The 18,043-nt window shown below is 67.6% G+C and carries 16 protein-coding genes and 1 riboswitch; of the genes, 7 read left to right on the forward strand and 9 right to left on the reverse strand.

All coding sequences use genetic code 11. The features are described 5' to 3' along the window. Nucleotides 1-29: 29 nt before the first annotated feature. Together miaB and HWX07_RS23200 are read right to left on the reverse strand one after the other, a co-directional pair. On the reverse strand, nucleotides 30-1,403 hold the full coding sequence (miaB, locus tag HWX07_RS23195) for a tRNA (N6-isopentenyl adenosine(37)-C2)-methylthiotransferase MiaB (protein WP_175877817.1): 1,374 nt from the start codon (nucleotides 1,401-1,403) through the stop codon (nucleotides 30-32). A gap of 214 nt (nucleotides 1,404-1,617) precedes the next feature. Continuing rightward, nucleotides 1,618-2,550 carry a LysR family transcriptional regulator gene (locus tag HWX07_RS23200; RefSeq protein WP_175877818.1) on the reverse strand — a complete coding sequence of 311 codons (933 nt, stop codon included), beginning with the start codon at nucleotides 2,548-2,550 and terminating at the stop codon, nucleotides 1,618-1,620. A gap of 146 nt (nucleotides 2,551-2,696) precedes the next feature. Between HWX07_RS23200 and HWX07_RS23205 the strand changes: the two genes are divergently transcribed. The 3 genes from HWX07_RS23205 (at nucleotide 2,697) to ribB (ending at nucleotide 5,926) form a co-directional block, all read left to right on the forward strand. Further along, nucleotides 2,697-3,872: an MFS transporter gene (locus HWX07_RS23205; RefSeq protein WP_175877819.1), complete on the forward strand. Its 1,176-nt coding sequence runs from the start codon at nucleotides 2,697-2,699 to the stop codon at nucleotides 3,870-3,872. A gap of 219 nt (nucleotides 3,873-4,091) precedes the next feature. Further along, on the forward strand, nucleotides 4,092-4,778 hold the full coding sequence (locus HWX07_RS23210) for an XRE family transcriptional regulator (RefSeq protein WP_027807652.1): 687 nt from the start codon (nucleotides 4,092-4,094) through the stop codon (nucleotides 4,776-4,778). Nucleotides 4,779-4,948: 170 nt separating this feature from the next. After that, nucleotides 4,949-5,097, forward strand: a riboswitch (FMN riboswitch). A 118-nt stretch (nucleotides 5,098-5,215) separates the two neighbouring features. Further along, on the forward strand, nucleotides 5,216-5,926 hold the full coding sequence (ribB, locus tag HWX07_RS23215; RefSeq protein ID WP_107314323.1) for a 3,4-dihydroxy-2-butanone-4-phosphate synthase: 711 nt from the start codon (nucleotides 5,216-5,218) through the stop codon (nucleotides 5,924-5,926). A gap of 70 nt (nucleotides 5,927-5,996) precedes the next feature. On the opposite strand, the gene HWX07_RS23220 is transcribed toward ribB, so the two are convergent. From HWX07_RS23220 to glpD, 4 genes are all read right to left on the reverse strand, one after another. Next, the gene (locus HWX07_RS23220) at nucleotides 5,997-6,683 is read right to left on the reverse strand and encodes an HAD family hydrolase (RefSeq protein ID WP_175878152.1); all 687 of its coding nucleotides are present in this window, start codon (nucleotides 6,681-6,683) and stop codon (nucleotides 5,997-5,999) included. A gap of 453 nt (nucleotides 6,684-7,136) precedes the next feature. Continuing rightward, nucleotides 7,137-7,853 (reverse strand): MIP/aquaporin family protein, encoded by a 717-nt coding sequence (locus HWX07_RS23230; protein WP_011546148.1) that lies wholly within the window; start codon nucleotides 7,851-7,853, stop codon nucleotides 7,137-7,139. Between the two features lie 81 nt (nucleotides 7,854-7,934). Then, a complete protein-coding gene (gene glpK, locus HWX07_RS23235; RefSeq protein WP_175877820.1) occupies nucleotides 7,935-9,437 on the reverse strand; it encodes a glycerol kinase GlpK in 1,503 nt (500 codons plus the stop codon). Nucleotides 9,438-9,550: 113 nt separating this feature from the next. Then, the gene (gene glpD, locus HWX07_RS23240) at nucleotides 9,551-11,074 is read right to left on the reverse strand and encodes a glycerol-3-phosphate dehydrogenase (protein ID WP_175877821.1); all 1,524 of its coding nucleotides are present in this window, start codon (nucleotides 11,072-11,074) and stop codon (nucleotides 9,551-9,553) included. A 162-nt stretch (nucleotides 11,075-11,236) separates the two neighbouring features. Here glpD and HWX07_RS23245 point away from each other — a divergent pair, with 162 nt between their 5' ends. Further along, the gene (locus HWX07_RS23245) at nucleotides 11,237-11,605 is read left to right on the forward strand and encodes a hypothetical protein (protein ID WP_175877822.1); all 369 of its coding nucleotides are present in this window, start codon (nucleotides 11,237-11,239) and stop codon (nucleotides 11,603-11,605) included. A 97-nt stretch (nucleotides 11,606-11,702) separates the two neighbouring features. Here HWX07_RS23245 and HWX07_RS23250 read toward each other — a convergent pair whose 3' ends face one another. Together HWX07_RS23250 and HWX07_RS23255 are read right to left on the reverse strand one after the other, a co-directional pair. Further along, the gene (locus HWX07_RS23250; RefSeq protein WP_175877823.1) at nucleotides 11,703-11,900 is read right to left on the reverse strand and encodes a hypothetical protein; all 198 of its coding nucleotides are present in this window, start codon (nucleotides 11,898-11,900) and stop codon (nucleotides 11,703-11,705) included. A 301-nt stretch (nucleotides 11,901-12,201) separates the two neighbouring features. After that, entirely contained in the window at nucleotides 12,202-12,981 is a 780-nt protein-coding gene (locus HWX07_RS23255; protein WP_006493999.1) for a DeoR/GlpR family DNA-binding transcription regulator, read from the reverse strand. Between the two features lie 211 nt (nucleotides 12,982-13,192). Between HWX07_RS23255 and HWX07_RS23260 the strand changes: the two genes are divergently transcribed. From HWX07_RS23260 to HWX07_RS23270, 3 genes are all read left to right on the forward strand, one after another. Further along, nucleotides 13,193-14,833: a gamma-glutamyltransferase family protein gene (locus HWX07_RS23260; RefSeq protein ID WP_175877824.1), complete on the forward strand. Its 1,641-nt coding sequence runs from the start codon at nucleotides 13,193-13,195 to the stop codon at nucleotides 14,831-14,833. Nucleotides 14,834-15,160: 327 nt separating this feature from the next. Beyond that, nucleotides 15,161-15,988 carry a ferritin-like domain-containing protein gene (locus HWX07_RS23265; RefSeq protein WP_011546143.1) on the forward strand — a complete coding sequence of 276 codons (828 nt, stop codon included), beginning with the start codon at nucleotides 15,161-15,163 and terminating at the stop codon, nucleotides 15,986-15,988. A gap of 70 nt (nucleotides 15,989-16,058) precedes the next feature. Further along, complete coding sequence (locus HWX07_RS23270) at nucleotides 16,059-16,565, forward strand: hypothetical protein (RefSeq protein WP_175877825.1); 507 nt, start codon at nucleotides 16,059-16,061, stop codon at nucleotides 16,563-16,565. Here the strand turns inward: HWX07_RS23270 and HWX07_RS23275 are convergent. After that, nucleotides 16,559-18,022: a DEAD/DEAH box helicase gene (locus HWX07_RS23275; protein ID WP_175877826.1), complete on the reverse strand. Its 1,464-nt coding sequence runs from the start codon at nucleotides 18,020-18,022 to the stop codon at nucleotides 16,559-16,561. The genes HWX07_RS23270 and HWX07_RS23275 overlap by 7 nt on opposite strands. Nucleotides 18,023-18,043 lie beyond the last annotated feature (21 nt).

The raw sequence follows: 18,043 nt of genomic DNA on the forward strand, positions 1-18,043 counted from the left end.
GCGTCGGGCTCCTGTCGGGCGTCGGTCGGTCAGTGGGTGGCCGTGCTCGCGTCGTCGCTCACGAGCACGAGCTCGCCGCGCAGCGAGTGCGGGTACGCATGGTTGATCTTCACGTCGATCATCTGGCCGATCAGGCGCGGGTGCGACGCGAGCGGCGCCGGGAAATTCACCACCCGGTTGTTCTCGGTGCGGCCCGCGAGCTCGTTCGGGTCCTTGCGCGACGGGCCCTCGACGAGGATCCGCTCGACCTTCCCGACCATCGACTGGCTGATGCGCGCGACGTTCTCCTCGATCGTCGCCTGCAGATGTTGCAGGCGTTTGAGCTTCACTTCGCGCGGCGTGTCGTCGGCGAGGTTCGCGGCCGGCGTGCCGGGGCGCGGGCTGTAGATGAACGAGAAGCTGGTGTCGTAGCCCATCTCGTGCACGAGCGCCATCATCTTGTCGAAATCATCCTCGGTCTCGCCGGGGAAGCCGACGATCATGTCGGTCGACAGCGACAGGTCGGGGCGGATCGCGCGCAGCTTGCGGATCACCGACTTGTATTCGAGCACCGTGTAGCCGCGCTTCATCGCCATCAGGATGCGGTCCGAGCCGTGCTGGACCGGCAGGTGCAGGTGGCTCACGAGCTTCGGCACCTTCGCGTACGTGTCGATCAGGCGCTGCGTGAATTCCTTCGGGTGCGACGTCGTGTAGCGGATCCGCTCGATGCCGGGGATGTCGGCGACGTATTCGATCAGCGTCGCGAAATCGGCGATGTCGGTCGAACCGGCCGTCAGCGCGCCGCGATAGGCGTTCACGTTCTGGCCGAGCAGCGTGACTTCGCGCACGCCCTGATCGGCGAGGCCGGCCACTTCGGTCAGCACGTCGTCGAGCGGGCGCGACACTTCATCGCCGCGCGTGTACGGCACCACGCAGTAGCTGCAGTACTTCGAGCACCCTTCCATGATCGACACGAACGCGCTCGGCCCCTCGACGCGCGCGGGCGGCAGGTGATCGAACTTCTCGATCTCGGGGAACGTGATGTCGACCTGCGCGCGGCCGCTCTCACGGCGCGCGTCGATCATCTGCGGCAGGCGGTGCAGCGTTTGCGGGCCGAACACGAGGTCGACGTACGGCGCGCGCGACACGATCGATGCGCCTTCCTGGCTCGCGACGCAGCCGCCGACGCCGATCAGCAGGCCCGGCTTCGCTTCCTTCAGCTCGCGCACGCGGCCGAGATCGGAGAACACCTTCTCCTGCGCCTTCTCGCGCACCGAGCACGTGTTGAACAGGATGATGTCCGCGTCTTCCGGCGTGTCGGTCTTTTCGAGGCCTTCGGCCGCATTGAGCACGTCCACCATCTTGTCCGAGTCGTACTCGTTCATCTGGCAGCCGAAGGTCTTTACGTAAACTTTCTTGGTCATGGGGATTCGCCGTTCGCAGTGGTTGACCTGGGGGCGTCGTCAAGGGTGAATCGGGACGGCCGTGCGCGGCACGCGAATCGCGCGCATCGGGCAGGAAAGGCCGTCGGGAAAGCCTTCCATTATAGCTTTTCGCGCCACGACGGACGGGCGGCCGGTTGCGGGCACGCGACGCCGACTTCCGGGTTCGGACCCCTCGATAGCGGCGGAGCGGCCGTCAGCGGCACGCGTTCAGCAGATCGTCGAGCGCGGCTTCCTCCCGCGCGAAGCGTTCGGCGAGAAAGTCGAGCAGCACGCGCACGCGCGGCGCCATGTAGCGCTTGCTGTGATAGATCGCGTGCAGCGGCGCGTCCTGGTGCCGCCAGTCGGGCAGCAGCACGCGCAGCCGGCCCGCGCGGACGTCGTCGGCGATGTCCCACAGCGACTTCAGCGCAATGCCGTGGCCGCGCAATGTCCATTCGCGGGTGAGGCCGCCATCGTTGGTCTCGAATGCGGTCGACACCGGCACCGTGTGAACCTGCACTTCGTCGCCGCGCGTGAAATGCCAGGTGTTCATCGGACCGGACGCGATCGTGATCACGTTGCACGGAAAGCGGGCCAGATCGTGCGGATCGGCCGGCAGGCCATGGCGCTCGACGAACGACGGCGCCGCGCACAGCACGCGCCGGTTGGTCGCGAGCCGGCGGGCGATCAGCGCGCCGTCGGGCGGCGCGGCGAAGCGGATCGCGAGGTCGATCTCGTCCTGCCACAGGTTCGACGACGAATCGGACGCCGTCAGCGAGAACGTGACGCCCGGATGCAGCGTCGTGAATTCGTGGAGCCAGTCGAGCAGCTGGTGGCGGCCGAAATCGGACGTCGACGACAGCCGCACCTTGCCGCTCACGACGTTGCGACCTTCCTGCAGCATTGCGTCCGCGTCGTCGAGCGCCTGCAGCGCCTGGCGGCAGCAGTTCAGATACAGCTTGCCTTCGTCGGTGAGCCGCAATTGCCGCGTCGAGCGCTCGAACAGCCGCGTCGCGATCTTCGCCTCGAGTTTGGCAAGCCGCGCGCTCGCGGCGGCTGGCGTGAGGTTCAGCTTGCGCCCGGCGGCGGACAGGCTGCCCAGCTCCGCCGCCTCGACGAACAGCCGGATATCGCCCAGTCGGTCCATGCGATTTTCCAGAAATTTTTGAAAATGATTCAAATGCCACGCCAATTATCAAATATAGGCGTATTCGGGACAATGCGCGCACATCCCGCTTTCTTGTGCGGTGCGGCGCCGAAGCGGCGCCGCACCGCCGCCTTCCGGAGAACGTCATGCCCATTCCGCTCCTGGCGCTCGCGATCAGCGCCTTCGCCATCGGCACCACCGAATTCATCATCATGGGGCTGCTGCCCGAAGTCGCGCACGACCTGGCCGTGTCGCTGCCGTCGGCGGGGCTGCTCGTCACCGGCTACGCGCTCGGCGTCGCGGTCGGCGCGCCGCTGCTCGCGGTGCTGACGAGCCGCATGCCCCGCAAGGCCGCGCTGCAGTTGCTGATGGCGATCTTCATCGTCGGCAACGTGCTGTGCGCGACCGCGTCGGGCTACGCGATGCTGATGGTCGCGCGCGTCGTCACGTCGTTCGCGCACGGCTCGTTCTTCGGGATCGGCGCGGTGGTCGCCGCGTCGCTCGTGCCGGCCGACAAGCGCGCGAGCGCGATCGCGCTGATGTTCACCGGGCTCACGTTGTCGAACGTGCTCGGCGTGCCGTTCGGCACGTTCATCGGCCAGTTGCTCGGTTGGCGCGCGTCGTTCTGGATCGTCGCCGCGCTCGGCGTGCTGGCGCTCGGCGGCGTGGCCGCGCTGGTGCCGAACCGCCACGACAGCGGGCCGGTCGGCCTCGGCCACGAAGTGCGCGTGCTGAAGGAGCCGCAGGTGTGGCTCGCGCTGCTGATGACGGTGCTCGGCTTCGGCGGCGTGTTCGTCGTGTTCACGTACATCGCGCCGATTCTCGAGACCGTGTCGGGCTACTCGCCGCGCGCGGTCGCGCTGATCCTCGTGCTGTTCGGCGCGGGGCTGACGATCGGCAACACGCTCGGCGGCAAGCTCGCCGACCGCGCGCTGATGCCGTCGCTGATCGCGATCCTCGTCGCGCTGATGGCCGTGATGGCCGTGTTCGCGAAGACGAGCCACCTGCCGGTCGCGGCTGCCGTCACCGTATTCGTCTGGGGGATCGCCGCGTTCGCGACGGTGCCGCCGCTGCAGGCGCGCGTGGTCGAGAAGGCCGCGAGCGCCCCGCATCTCGCGTCGACGCTGAACATCGGCGCGTTCAACGTCGGCAATGCGGGCGGCGCGTGGCTTGGCGGCCTCGCGCTGGAACACGGCTTCGCGCTCGATGCGCTGCCGTGGGTCGCGGTCGCGGTGACGTTCGCGGCGCTAGTCGTCACGTGGCTCGCGATGCGGCTCGACACGCGCGGCCCGGCGCGCGGGGCGGCGCCGGCGGCGCAGTGAACGTCGCCACGGCGCCTTGCGCGGCGACGCCATAGCGGCAGGAAAAGGTTCGCGAGAAACGTATTCCTCCGCGATGCTGATAACGGTGTGAAGATAACTTCGTTTGCCCGTGCCAGGCCGGGTGATAGCGTCTCGATACGCGCCAATGACCGGCGCAACCCGATTCCGATTCCGGCTTACCCCCTACGCAGGGCCGCGCAGCGGCCCGGAGGCAATGCTATGTCTTCATCCCTGGCGCTCGTGCGCGACGTGTCTTCCTTCGAGTCCGGCAATGCCGCCGACGGACGCGGCTCCGCGTCGCTCGACGTCCTCGAGCAGGTCGTCGGCGTGAACCTCGCGCGCTTGCGTGCCGAGCGGCAACTGTCGCTCGATGCGCTCGCGCGGCTGTCCGGCGTGTCGCGCGCGATGCTCGCGCAGATCGAATCGGCGCGCAGCGTGCCGTCGATCAAGGTGCTTTGCAAGATCGCGGCGGCACTGAAGGTGTCGGTCGCCGCGTTCCTGCGGCGCCATGCGGTGAACGGCTTCGAGCATCTGGCGGCCGAGCGCGCGTCACGCGTGGTCAGCTCGAACGGCCGTTTCTCGGCGCGTGCGCTGTACCCGGAAGGCGAGCCGGCCGCGGCCGAATTCCACGAGCTGCGGATCGCGCCGCTGCATACGGAGCCCGGCGTGCGCCGTGCACCCGGCACGACGGTCAATCTCGTCGTCAGCGAAGGCACGCTCGAAGTCAGCGTGCACGACCGCCGCCAGTTGCTCGCGACCGGCGACGCGATCGTGTTCGACGCCGACCAGCCGTACAGCCTGCGCAACCCGGGCGACAGCGAAGCGCGTGCGTTCCGCGTGACGGTGAGCCCCGAGGTGCCGCCGCGCTGGCTCGTGCCCGACGCGGCGCACGCGGCCGTCAACTGATCGCGCAGGCCGCGCGGCGCGACTGCGTTCCCGGATGGTCGCGGGATCGCCCGTTCGCCGTTCGGGCGATGCCGTTAGACGGGGTCGTCAGTAAGGTTTTACGCTGCGCGTCGTGCGCGGCTGTTGTATGCTTGGCCCGCCGGTGACGGGGCGTTCCCGTCCGGCAATCAGTGCGTCTTCAGGGCGGGGCGAAATTCCCCACCGGCGGTAGGCTGGCGTAAGCCGGCGAGCCCGCGAGCGCCCGCGCATCCGCGCGGGGTCAGCAGATCTGGTCGAATGCCAGAGCCGACGGTCACAGTCCGGATGAGAGAAGATGTGCAGATAGTCATGTCCGTCAGGGCCGCTTCGCGCTGCATGCGAAGCGGGTTGTCGTTCTGTCTGTTTGCAATGCCCTGAAACGTTTTTCGCCCTAATCGTATTTGCGAGGAGCGTTTCACATGTCCTTGATGTCCGTTTCGTCGGCGCCTGCCGATGCCTTTGCCGATCTCCCCCTGCTGGAGTCCGAACCGGTGCCGCCGCGCATCGCCGCCGCGCTCGACGCGATGCGCGCGGGCCGCGCGGTCGTGCTGCAGGACGACCACGACCGCGAGAACGAAGCCGACCTGATCGTCGCCGCCGAGCGCATCACGCCCGAGACGATGGCGCTGCTGATTCGCGAGTGCAGCGGCATCGTCTGCCTGTGCCTGACCGACGACACGGTGCGCGCGCTCGAACTGCCGCCGATGGTGCAGACCAACGAAAGCCGCAACGGCACCGCGTTCACCGTGTCGATCGAGGCGCGCGAAGGCGTGCATACCGGCGTGTCGGCCGCCGATCGCGTGACGACGATCCGCGCGGCGATCGCCGACGGCGCGAAGCCGCATGACATCGTGCGCCCCGGCCACGTGTTTCCGTTGCGTGCGCAACCGGGCGGCGTGCTGGCGCGCCGCGGTCACACCGAAGGCACGGTCGACCTGTCGATCCTCGCGGGCCTGAAGCCGGCCGGCGTGCTGTGCGAGCTGATGAATCCGGACGGCACGATGACGCGCGGCGACGATGTCGAGCGCTTCGCGCAACGGCACGGGCTGCCGATGCTGACGATCGCGGAACTCGTCGAGTTCCGCGAGGCGTTGGCGGCGGCGCGCGAACGCTGCTGCGAGCCGGCCTGAGCGAAGGAAAGGCGGGCGCGTTCGCGCGCCCGTGGCGCGGCCGGATCGACCGATCCGGCCCGAATGACGATCAGGACTGCACGTTGCCGAATTCGCCGCGCATGCCGGCTTCGACGAGCGCCGGCAGTTCGTCCATCTTGCGCATGATCCGCGTGATGCCCATCGCGCGCAGCGCGTCCGCGTAGTTGTCGGGGATGTGGCTCGCGCCGACGAACGCGATCGTCTTCATCCCGGCCGCCCGCGCGGCATTCAGCCCCGAAATGCTGTCTTCGACGACGACGCAGCGCGCCGGCTCGACGCCGAGCGTGTGCGCCGCGTGAAGGTAGACGTCGGGGTAGGGCTTCGGCCGCGCGACCTGTTCGGAACTGAACACGCGCTCGCCGAAGATCTCGGTGAGCGACGCGCGCTTGAGCGAATTGCGCACGCGCACGAGCCGGCTGTTCGAGACGACGGCGGCCGGCAGCGTGACCTTCAGCAGCGCGTCGCGCACGCCGCTGATCGGCGCGAGCGATTGCGCAAGCGCGACCTCGATGTTGTGCTCGATGGTCTCGATGAAGTTGGCGGGCATCTCGATGCCGAAGCGGGCTTCGATGCCGGTGAGGAAACGCGACGTCTGCTGGCCGAATGCCGACTTCGCGGCGGCTTCGAAATCGAGGTTCGGGAACGTGGCGGACAGCGTGTCGAGCAGCACGCGGTCGGCGATGACTTCGCTGTCGACGAGCACGCCGTCGCAGTCGCAGATGAGGTGATCGAGCATGGTGATGAAAACGCGGGATATCGGCGACGCCGATCGATTCGCCATCATACGTGCTTTCACGCGCATGCCGCGTGACGTGGCGGCAAATTTGCCCGATGTCGCCGTGGGGTTGCGGCAGGTCGTGACAGGGCGCCGCCGCTCGATCACGTGCCCCGTTTTCCACGACGTCGTCGCGGCTTCGGCCAGGTCGAGCGCGGCGAGCCCGTCGTCGATCGTCGTCCTGACCGGCGTGCCGTCGCGCAGCGCGTCGACGAAATGCGCGATCTCGGCCGCATAGGCATGCCGGTAGCGTTCGAGTAAGAACGCTACCGGCACGTTCGTCGCGATACCGACCGAGTTGCGAATGGAGTGGGCCGGCGGCGCGCCCCGGGGCGCGGCTCGTGACGACCGATAGAAAAAAGAGGGGAATGAAGCGCGCGGCAGCGAACGCCGCGCGCTCCGTTCGAACCGCGATCAGGCCATCGCGTGCAGGCGCAGATACAGGCCGGCTGCCGCCGCGCCGCCGAGCAGCGGGCCGACGACGGGCACCCACGCATAGCGCCAATCGCTGTCGCGCTTGCCGGGAATCGGCAGCAGCGCATGCATGATGCGTGGCGACAGGTCGCGCGCGGGGCTCATCGCGTAGCCGGTCGGGCCGCCGAGCGAGATGCCGATGCCGAGCACGAGCAGACCGACGGGCAGCGCGTCGAGTGCGCCGAGGCCGACTTGCGGCGACGCGAGATACAGCACGCCGAGGATCAGCACGAACGTGCAGATCGCTTCGGTCAGCACGTTGTGCGTGGTGCTGCGGATCGCCGGCGCCGTGCAGAACACCGCGAGCTTCAGGTCGGCATCGGCTTCCTTCGCGAAGTGCTGGCGATACGCGAGCCACACGAGCAGCGCGCCCGCCATCCCGCCGAGCATCTGCGCGAGCACGTAGCCGCCGACTTTCGACCACGCGAACTTGCCCGCGAGCGCGAGGCTGATCGTGACGATCGGGTTCAGGTGCGCGCCGCTGAACGACGCGGTCACGTAGACCGCGACGAATACCGCCATCGCCCAGCCCATCACGATCACGATCAGATCCGCGCCTTTGCCCTTGGTCTTTGCAAGCAGCACGTTCGCGACCGCGCCGTTGCCGAGCAGCACGAGGATCGCCGTGCCGATGAATTCTGCAATATAAGGTGACATGATTGTCTCTCGTATGTCACGGCGGGCTCGCGCATCGCGCGGTCCGCCGGTGTTGTTGTATTTCGTTTGGAGTCGTTCGGATTACTGGGTGTCGTCGGCCCATGCCTTCGCGGCGCGCACCGCACGCTGCCAGCCGGCCATGCGCTGCTCGACCTGTTCCTTCGGCATCGACGGTGCGAAGCGGCGATCGAGCTGCCACTGGTCGCGCACTTCGTCGAGGTTCTTCCAGTAGCCGATCGCGAGACCGGCGAGGTAGGCCGCGCCGAGCGCGGTCGTCTCGGTGATCTGCGGACGCACCGCGTCGACGCCGAGCAGGTCGGCCTGGAACTGCATCAGCAGGTCGTTCGCGCTGGCACCGCCATCGACGCGCAACTCGCCGATGCTGATACCCGAATCGGCTTCCATCGCGGCCAGCACGTCGAGCGACTGGTACGCGATCGCATCGAGCGCCGCGCGGGCGAGATGCGCGGCGCTCGTGCCGCGCGTGACGCCGAACACCGAGCCGCGCGCCCGCGCGTTCCAGTGCGGCGCGCCGAGGCCGGCGAACGCGGGCACGAGGTAGACGCCGTCGGTGTGCGGCACGGTCGCGGCGAGCGCTTCGATCTCGGCGGCCGTCTTGATGATGCCGACGCCGTCGCGCAGCCATTGCACGACCGCGCCCGCGATGAAGATGCTGCCTTCGAGCGCGTACTGCACGTCGTCGCCGATCTGCCAGGCGATCGTCGTGACGAGGTTGTTCTTCGACTCGATCGGCTTGTCGCCGGTGTTCATCATCAGGAAGCAGCCGGTGCCGTAGGTGTTCTTCACCATGCCCGACGTCGTGCACATCTGGCCGAACAGCGCCGCGTGCTGGTCGCCGGCGATGCCCGCGAGCGGGATCTTCGACGCGAACACGGTGGTCTTGGTGTGGCCGTAGATCTCCGACGATGCCTTCACTTCCGGCAGCATGCTGCGCGGGATGTCGAGCAGTTCGAGCAGCTCGCTGTCCCATTCGCGCGTATGGATGTTGAACAGCATCGTGCGCGACGCGTTCGTCACGTCGGTCACGTGCAGTTCGTGCTTCGTGAAGTTCCACACGAGCCAGCTGTCGACGGTGCCGAACGCGAGCTTGCCCTGGCGTGCCTTGTCGCGCGCGCCCGGCACGTTGTCCAGAATCCAGCGGATCTTCGTCGCGGAGAAGTACGAGTCGATCGGCAGGCCGGTCTTCGCGCGCACCTTCGCTTCGAGGCCCTGCTTCTTCAGCGAATCGCAGAAGTCGGCCGTGCGGCGATCCTGCCAGACGATCGCGTTGTAGACGGGCTGGCCCGTCTCGCGATCCCACACGATCGTGGTTTCGCGCTGGTTCGTGATGCCGATCGCGGCGATCGACGTGCCGTTCAGGCCCGTGCGCGTGACGGCTTCCGCGGCGACGCCGGCTTGCGTCGACCAGATTTCCTGCGGGTCGTGCTCGACCCAGCCGGGTTGCGGGTAGATCTGTTCGAATTCCTTCTGGGCGATCGATACGATGTTGCCCTGGCGATCGAACAGCATCGCGCGGGAACTCGTGGTGCCCTGGTCAAGCGCGAGGATGTACTGGTCCTGCATGTCTCTCATCTCCATCCGTGAATTGGCGTAGTTGTGATGCGCGCCGCATGTGGGGCGGCGCGTCGGTGAATCAACGTCGGTCAGGCAAAACTACAATTGCAACTGCATTCGGATCAGGCGTGGGGCGCATGCGCGGCGGCGAACCACGCGTCGACCGCGGCGGTCACGGCGTCGAGCGTGCCGGGCGCGACGTGCAGGCCGAGCTTCGAGCGGCGCCACAGTACGTCCTGCGCGCAGGTCGCCCATTCGGCGTCGCGCAGGTAGCGCAGTTCGGCGTCATGGATGCCCGGCGCGATTTCGGCGCCGAGGTCGGCGAGCGAGGTCGCGCCGTCGACCACGCGCTCCGCACGCGTGCCGTACGCACGTGCATAGCGGCGCGCGAGCGCGGCGGGCAGCCACGGATGGCGTTTCGCGAACGCGCTGGCGAACCCGTCGAACTTCGCGTCCGCGATGTCGCCGCCCGGCAGCGCGACGCCGGCCGTCCAGGTCTTCGCGTCGCGGCCGAGCGCGCGGCACAGCATGTCGCCGGCTTCTTCCGCGAGCTTGCGGAACGTCGTGATCTTGCCGCCGAACACCGACAGCAGCGGGGCGCCCGCGCCGTCGTCGAGTTCGAGGCGATAGTCGCGCGTGACGGCGGACGCGTTCGCCGCGTTCTCGTCTTCCAGCAGCGGGCGCACGCCCGAATAGGTCCAGTGCACGTCGGCCGGCGAGATCTTGCGCTTGAAGTAGCGGTTGATCGAATCGCACAGGTACTGCGTCTCGTCGCGATCGATCGCGACCTTCGCGGGATCGTTCGTGTATTCGACGTCGGTCGTGCCGATCAGCGTGAAGTCGTGCTCGTACGGAATCGCGAAGATGATCCGCTTGTCCGGGTTCTGGAAGATGTACGCGTGATCGTGATCGAACAGGCGGCGCGTGATGATGTGGCTGCCCTTCACGAGCCGCACGCTGTGATGCGCGCCGCGGCCGAGCGCGCCGTGCAGCACGTCGCCGACCCACGGGCCGGCCGCGTTCGCGATCGCGCGCGCATGCACGACGCGGATCGAACCGTCGGCGTGCTGCAGCCGCGCTTCCCATTCGTCGCCGCGGCGTTCGGCGGAAACGAGCTTCGTGCGCGTCAGGATCTCGGCGCCGCGCTCCTTCGCATCCATCGCGTTCAGCACGACGAGGCGCGCGTCGTCCACCCAGCCGTCGGAATACACGAAGCCGCGCTTGATCGAGTCGATCAGCGGCGCGCCGGCCGCATGGCGGCGCATGTCGATGCCGCGCGAGCCGGGCAGCAGCTCGCGTTTCGCGAGGTGATCGTAGAGGAACAGGCCGATGCGGATCAGCCAGGCCGGGCGCAGGTTCGGCATGTGCGGCATCACGAAGCGCAGCGGCCACATGATGTGCGGCGCCGCGCGCAGCAGCGTCTCGCGTTCCTGCAGTGCCTTGCGCACCAGCCCGAACTCGTTGTACTCGAGGTAACGCAGGCCGCCGTGAATCAGCTTCGTGCTGGACGACGACGTGTGCGACGCGAGGTCGTCCTGCTCGCAGAGCATGACCGACAGGCCGCGGCCGGCCGCATCGCGCGCGATGCCCGCGCCGTTGATGCCGCCGCCGACGACGAGCAGATCGTAGCGATTCGGTTGGGTCACCTGCTGTCCTTATCGTCTGTTGAAATAGGGCGAACATGAAATGTTCGAATTCGAAATTTAACGAACGGAATCGAAAAAGTAAAGTTCGAAAAAGCGGGGCCAGTAGCGCGGGACACGATCCCGGACGATACTGGCGGAATCGACCGTTTCGCGAGGTGAATCATGCGTATTGGGATGTGGGCCGGCGTGTGCGCCGTCCTTCTGGCGGGGTGCGGCGCGGGGATGCCGCCGCTCGCCGGCAACTGGCGGGCGCCGTCGTTCGTCGACCTGCAGACGTCGTGCGGCGGCGCGGCGCGCGACTGGGGCACGGACGCGCAGCCGGTCTACTCGACGCTGTACGACGCGTATGTGGCGAAACGGTATCGCGGGCTGACCGAAGCGAACTATTGTGCGTTCGTAAACGAACTTTCGACCCGCTATGTGGCGCCTGACGCGGCGGCACGCGCCGGATGGATCGCCTATTTCAACGGTGCGCGCGCGCAGGCCATCAGTTGGCGGGCGGCGGTCGACCCGACGCTGCGCGGCGGTTGAGGCCGACGGCGCCGAACGGGCAGAGGGGAAAGGCAGGAACGACCGCGCGGCCGGAATCCGGCCGCGCGATCAGGTTCAGGTCAGGGAACAGCGGGGCTTACGAATAGCGGTACTTGATGGATCGCAGCGCGGCGTCGCCGGTCTCGGTCACGCAGTATCTGCGCCCCGAGCCGAGCCCTTCCAGGCGGACGAGCTGCTGTTCGAGGAGGATGTCCAGTTCATCCCGATCCATGTCGCGCTGATCAGGCGCGTCCTTCACAAGCAAGAGCGTGGCGAATTCATGCGGACTCAGCATCGTTCTCTCCGTGGCAATCAGACTGCCCGCGCGGCCGGCGCATACGCCGCCGCGCGATACCCCGCGGGGGTATGGCTTGGGGGGAAAAGCTGCATTCGCCGGCCTGCGATTCGCACCGCCCTGGCACAGGCGGATCGGCGAACGGGCCGGGGAACTGGAGTCTAGTCGAGCGCGCGGGCAACGACAAATCGTGCCCCGTTAATTTTCCGTTTGACAGAAAGGCCCGCCGCGAGCGGTCCGCGCGCGGCGCCAACTTCTTGATTTCACTTGAAGTTTCAGGTGCGGTGCAGCATCGCAACCGTCATTCCGCGACGTACACCTGCGTGCCGGCGGCGGCCACCGTGTCGGCCATTTCGGGCGGCAGCGGCTTGTCGGTGAAGAGCGCGTGCACCTGGCTCAGATGGCCCTGGCGCACCAGCGCCGGGCGGCCCACCTTCGAATGGTCGGTCACGAGGTAGACCGTGCGCGCATGCTGCATGATCGCCTCGGCGACGCGCACCTCGCGCGTGTCGAAATCGCGCAGCGTGCCGTCGGCCTCGATCGCCGACGTGCCGATGATCGCGTAGTCGACCTTGAACTGGCGGATGAAGTCGATCGCGAGCTCGCCGACGATGCCCTTGTCCCACGGTCGCACGATGCCGCCGGTGATCAGCACCTCGCAGTCGGGATAGCCGCTCATCATCGACGCGACGTTCAGGTTGTTCGTGATCACGTGCAGGCCGTGATGGCGGTTCAGCGCGCGCGCGACTTCCTCGGTCGTCGTGCCGAGGTTGATGAACAGCGACGCCTGGTCGGGGATGTGCGACGCCGCGAGCGCCGCGATGCGCCGCTTCTCGTCGTGGAACATCCGCTGGCGCGCCGTGTACGACACGTTCTCCGAACTGGTCGGCAGGCTCGCGCCGCCGTGGTAGCGGCGCAGCAGGTTCAGGTCGGCGAGCCAGTTCACGTCGCGGCGGATCGTCTGCGGGGTCACCGCGAAGTGCGCGGCGAGATCGTCGACGGTCACGAAGCCGTCGCGCTGCACCCATTCGAGCAATTCCTGCTGACGCGCGTTGAGGGTGAGGCGGGGATCTCGGGTCATGGCTCGATGGTCGTGTCGTGAGACGGAGCGGGTATTGTAAGGGCGGCAACGGCGTTCGGCCGGCCTGCCCGCCATCGGCGCACGCAATTCATGCGTGAATTGCATGGATTCATGTGACAAATGAATTTGCGCGATGGCGCTGATCGCGCTGCAATGGCGGACTGCCCGCTCGCGCGGGCACGTTCATCCAGCTTTCGACGAGGTGGTATCGATGAGTGGCTTCAACTGGCACAACCCGTATCCGACGACCCGCATTCCGGTGTTCGCGCGCAACGTCGTGTCGACGTCGCACCCGCTAGCCGCGCAGGCCGGGCTGCGGATGCTGTGGAAGGGCGGCAACGCGGTGGACGCGGCGCTGGCCGCCGCCGCCGCGATCACGGTCGTCGAGCCCGTATCGTGCGGGCTCGGCGGCGATGCATTCGCGCTCGTGTGGGACGGCGAGCGGCTGTCCGGGCTGAACGCATCGGGCGTCGCGCCGGCCGCCTGGAACGTCGACTACTTCCGCAAGCGCCACGGCGAGGATGCGCGTGGCATCGCGAACAAGCCGACGCGCGGCTGGGACACCGTCACCGTGCCGGGCGTGATCGCGGGCTGGGAAGCGCTGCACGCGAAGTTCGGTTCGCTGCCGTTCGCGGACCTGCTCGAGCCGGCGATCGAGATCGCGGAGCGCGGCTATTCGGTGCCGCCGATCGTCGCGCACAAGTGGGCTGCGGCCGTTCCCGAACTGCAGGGCCTGCCCGGTTTCGCCGACACCTTCATGCCGCGCGGCCGCGCGCCGCTGGTCGGCGAACGCGTGTGCCTGCCCGGTCATGCGCAGACGCTGCGCACGCTCGCGAAGGACGGCGCCCGTGCGTTCTACGAAGGGGCGCTCGCCGAGCGGATCGCCGCGTTCGCGCGCGAAGGCGGCGGCGCGCTGACCGAAGCCGACCTGCGCGCGTACCGGCCGGAATGGGTCGAGCCGATCGGCAAGCGCTTCGGCCGCCACACGATTCACGAGATCCCGCCGAACGGGCAGGGCATCGCCGCGCTGATCGCGCTCGGCATCGCCGAGCATGCGGGCGTGACGGAATGGCCGGTCGACTCGGTCGATTCGCAGCATCTGCAGATCGAGGCGATGAAGCTCGCGTTCGCGGACGTCTATCGCTACGTCGCCGATCCGCGCGCGATGGCGCTCACGCCCGAACAGATGCTCGACGATGCATATCTCGCCGAACGCGCGAAGCTGATCGATCCCGCGCGGGCGACGCACTTCGCCGCCGGCCGTCCGCATTCCGGCGGCACGATCTACCTGTCGGCGGCCGACGAGCGCGGGATGATGGTGAGCTTCATCCAGTCGAACTACATGGGCTTCGGCTCGGGGCTCGTCGTCCCCGGCACGGGCATTGCGCTGCAGAACCGCGGGCACGGCTTCTCGATGGACCCGGCTTCGCCGAACGTCGTCGCGGGCGGCAAGCGGCCATTCCACACGATCATTCCGGCGTTCGTCACCGAGGAAGTCGGCGGCCGCACCGAGGCCGTGATGAGCTTCGGCGTGATGGGCGGCGACATGCAGCCGCAAGGCCACCTGCAGACCATCATCCGGATGCTCGGCTATGGCCAGCAGCCGCAGGCCGCGTGTTGCGCGCCGCGCTGGAAGGTCAACCGCGACTTCACGCTCGACGTCGAGGCGACGATGAACCGCGCGACCGTCGATGGGCTGGCCGCCCGTGGCCATACGATCAAGTCGATCGACGATCCTTACATGGATTTCGGCTCGGGGCAGTTCGTCTGGCGCCTCGATCCCGACGATCCCGAGCGCGGCTACGTGGCCGCGAGCGACAGCCGGCGCGACGGGCTGGCGGCCGGCTTCTGACGGATCGCTTCCAGGTTCTTCTGCAGTTTCCCGGCATGACGGGCGGCCCGACGGCCGCCCGTTTTCATTTGGCGCGGCGCCTGCCATCGAACGCGCGCAAGCGGTTTGAAGGACTCATCTAACGAACGGCAACAGACGCCGTGGAACTGCGCCCGTCGGGTATGGTCAGTGCTCTGGAGCACGAACATCAAAGTCCGGCTAAGATGCCAGGATGGTTCGGCCGGACCGATTCACTATAAACGCAAGTAAAACGCCGCCTGCGGATCGGCTGGCGCCTGTGCCCCAGGCACGGGCCGGCCTCCGCGCGACGACTGGGAGCGCACTACCATGGACACCAAAACGACGCATGTGATGCCGTGGCGTATCGAGGACATCGACCTGAACCGGATCGATCGTCAGCGTGCGGCCGCGAACGAGGATCTGCTGCTGCTGCTGTGCGCGTCGTCGTTCATCGAGAGCGGCTCGGATCTCTATACGAGCAATCTGAGCGAATTCTTCAATGACGATCCGGAAGTCTCCGCATGGCTCAACAATGCATGGGAGCCCGAAGAATTGCAGCACGGCCGCGCGCTGAAGGCGTACATCGCGCACGTGTGGCCCGAGTTCGACTGGGATACCGCCTTCGCGAATTTCTTTGCCGAGTATTCGAAGACCTGCTCGGTCGAGGCGTTCGAAAAAACCCGCGCGCTCGAAATGGTCGCACGCTGCGTCGTCGAGACGGGCACGGCCACGCTCTATCGCGCGATCAACGAATGCTCGGACGAGCCGGTGCTGAAGGAAATCACCGACAACATCCGCACGGACGAAGTGCGTCACTACAAGCACTTCTTCAAGTTCTTCAAGAAGTACAACCAGGTCGAAGGCAACGGCCGGCTCGCGGTGCTCGGGGCCCTCGCGCGCCGCGTGATGGAAATCAAGAACGAGGATTCCGAGATCGCGCTGCGCCACGTGTTCGCGATCCGCTATCCGGACCGCGTCGGCGACAGCCAGTACAACCGCGAACGCGCCGCGCGCATCAATTCGCTGGTGCGGCGCAACCTGTCGGCCGACATGTGCGTGAAGATGCTGCTCAAGCCGCTCGACCTGCCCGCGAAGATTCAGCCCGGCGTTCACTATCCGCTCACGAAGATCACGCGGCACGTTTTCCTGCGCTGATCGCCGCGGCACGGCCCGGCGCGCGTATGCTGACGCATCCTCATCCGATCCGCGCCCGGGCCACGCCATCATGACCGATACCCATCGCCACGCGCTCGAACAATGGACGTTCGACGCGTGGCCGTCCGCCGTCGTGTCGCTGTTCGACGGCACCGCACTCGAGCGTCATGCCGACCTCGCCGCGTCGCTGATCGTCGCGACCGACGACGGCCAGTTGCGCACGACGCTGCTCGGCGTCGGCGAGATCTATGCACACGATGCGCGCACGCTGCTGATCGCGCTCTGGCCGCAGTCGCGGGCGGCGCGCGCGATCGCGCAGCGGCGCACGGCCGCGTTGACGCTCGTCGCGGACGGGGCGTTCTTTCAGGCGCAACTGGAGATGATGCCGCTCGAAGGCGACTTCGGCGGCCTCGCCGGATTCGCTGCGACGATCGCGCACGGCGATGCGCAGCGGGTCGGCTATGCGCGTCTCGCGACCGGCGTCACGTTCACGCTGGAAGGGGAGCGCGCCGCGGTGCTCGCCCGCTGGCAACGCCAGATCGAGCACCTGCGGCGCGCGGCCGCGCGGCTTCAGTGACCGCGCTGGCCGCTGCGCGAAGAACGGTTGCGGTTCGGGTGCGCGGCGTTGCCGCTTGCCGGGCGGGCGCCGTTGCCGCCGCCTGCCGGACGTCCGCCGCCATTACCCCCCGCGCCGGCGCCGCCTTGCGTGCGCGGCTTCGCGGCTTTCTGCTGCGCAGCAGCCTTCGGTTGCCCGGCCTTCGGTTGCGCGTTGCCGTCGCGTTTCGCGGCCGGCTGGCCTGAGCCGCCGCCACGCGGCTGGCGATTACCGCCACCGCCGCCGCGCGGTTGCTGCTGCCCGCGGCGTTGCTGGATCGGCTCCGGCTTCGCGTTCGGATCGGGTTCGAAGCCCGCGATCACTTCCTGCGGGATCTCGCGCTTGATCAGCCGCTCGATGTCGCGCAGCAACTGCTTCTCGTCGACGCACACGAGCGACACGGCTTCGCCGGTCGCGCCCGCGCGGCCCGTGCGGCCGATGCGGTGCACGTAATCCTCGGGCACGTTCGGCAGGTCGAAGTTGACGACGTGCGGCAACTGGTCGATGTCGATCCCGCGCGCGGCGATGTCGGTCGCGACGAGCACCTGCAGCGTGCTGTTCTTGAACTCGGCCAGCGCGCGCGTGCGGGCCGACTGGCTCTTGTTGCCGTGGATCGCCATCGCGCTGATGCCGTCCTTCGTCAGTTGCTCCGCAAGCCGGTTCGCGCCGTGCTTGGTGCGCGTGAACACGAGCACCTGGAACCAGTTGTGTTCGCGGATCAGGTGCGTGAGCAGCTCGCGCTTGCGGTCGCGGTCGACCGGGTGGATCTTCTGCGCGACGCTCTCGGCGGTCGTGTTGCGGCGGGCGACCTCGATCAGCGCGGGCGAATCGAGCAGGCTGTCGGCGAGCGCCTTGATTTCATCCGAGAAGGTCGCCGAGAACAGCAGGTTCTGGCGCTGCGGCGGCAGCTTCGCGAGCACGCGCTTGATGTCGTGGATGAAGCCCATGTCGAGCATCCGGTCGGCTTCGTCGAGCACGAGGATGTCGAGATCCGACAGGTCGATGGTCTTCTGCTGCATGTGGTCGAGCAGGCGGCCCGGCGTCGCGACGACGATGTCGACGCCGCGCTTGAGTGCATCGATCTGCGGATTGATGCTGACGCCGCCGAACATCACGGTCGAGCGCAGCTTCAGGTACTTGCTGTACGCACGGACGCTTTCCTCGACCTGGGCGGCGAGTTCGCGCGTCGGCGTGAGGATCAGCGCGCGCACCGCGCGCTTCGCGCCACGGTGCTCGGCGTAGAACGTGTGCAGGCGTTGCAGGATCGGCAGCGTGAAGCCGGCGGTCTTGCCGGTGCCGGTTTGTGCGCCGGCGAGCAGGTCGCCGCCGCCGAGGACGGCCGGGATCGCCTGCTGCTGGATCGGAGTCGGCGACGTGTAGCCGAGCTCGTTGACCGCCTTGACCAGCGGTTCGGCCAGGCCGAGAGATTCGAAAGACATAGATACCACTCTTGAGTTTTA

The organism is Burkholderia sp. BCC0097 (genome assembly GCF_902832985.1).
GTDB lineage: Bacteria > Pseudomonadota > Gammaproteobacteria > Burkholderiales > Burkholderiaceae > Burkholderia > Burkholderia orbicola.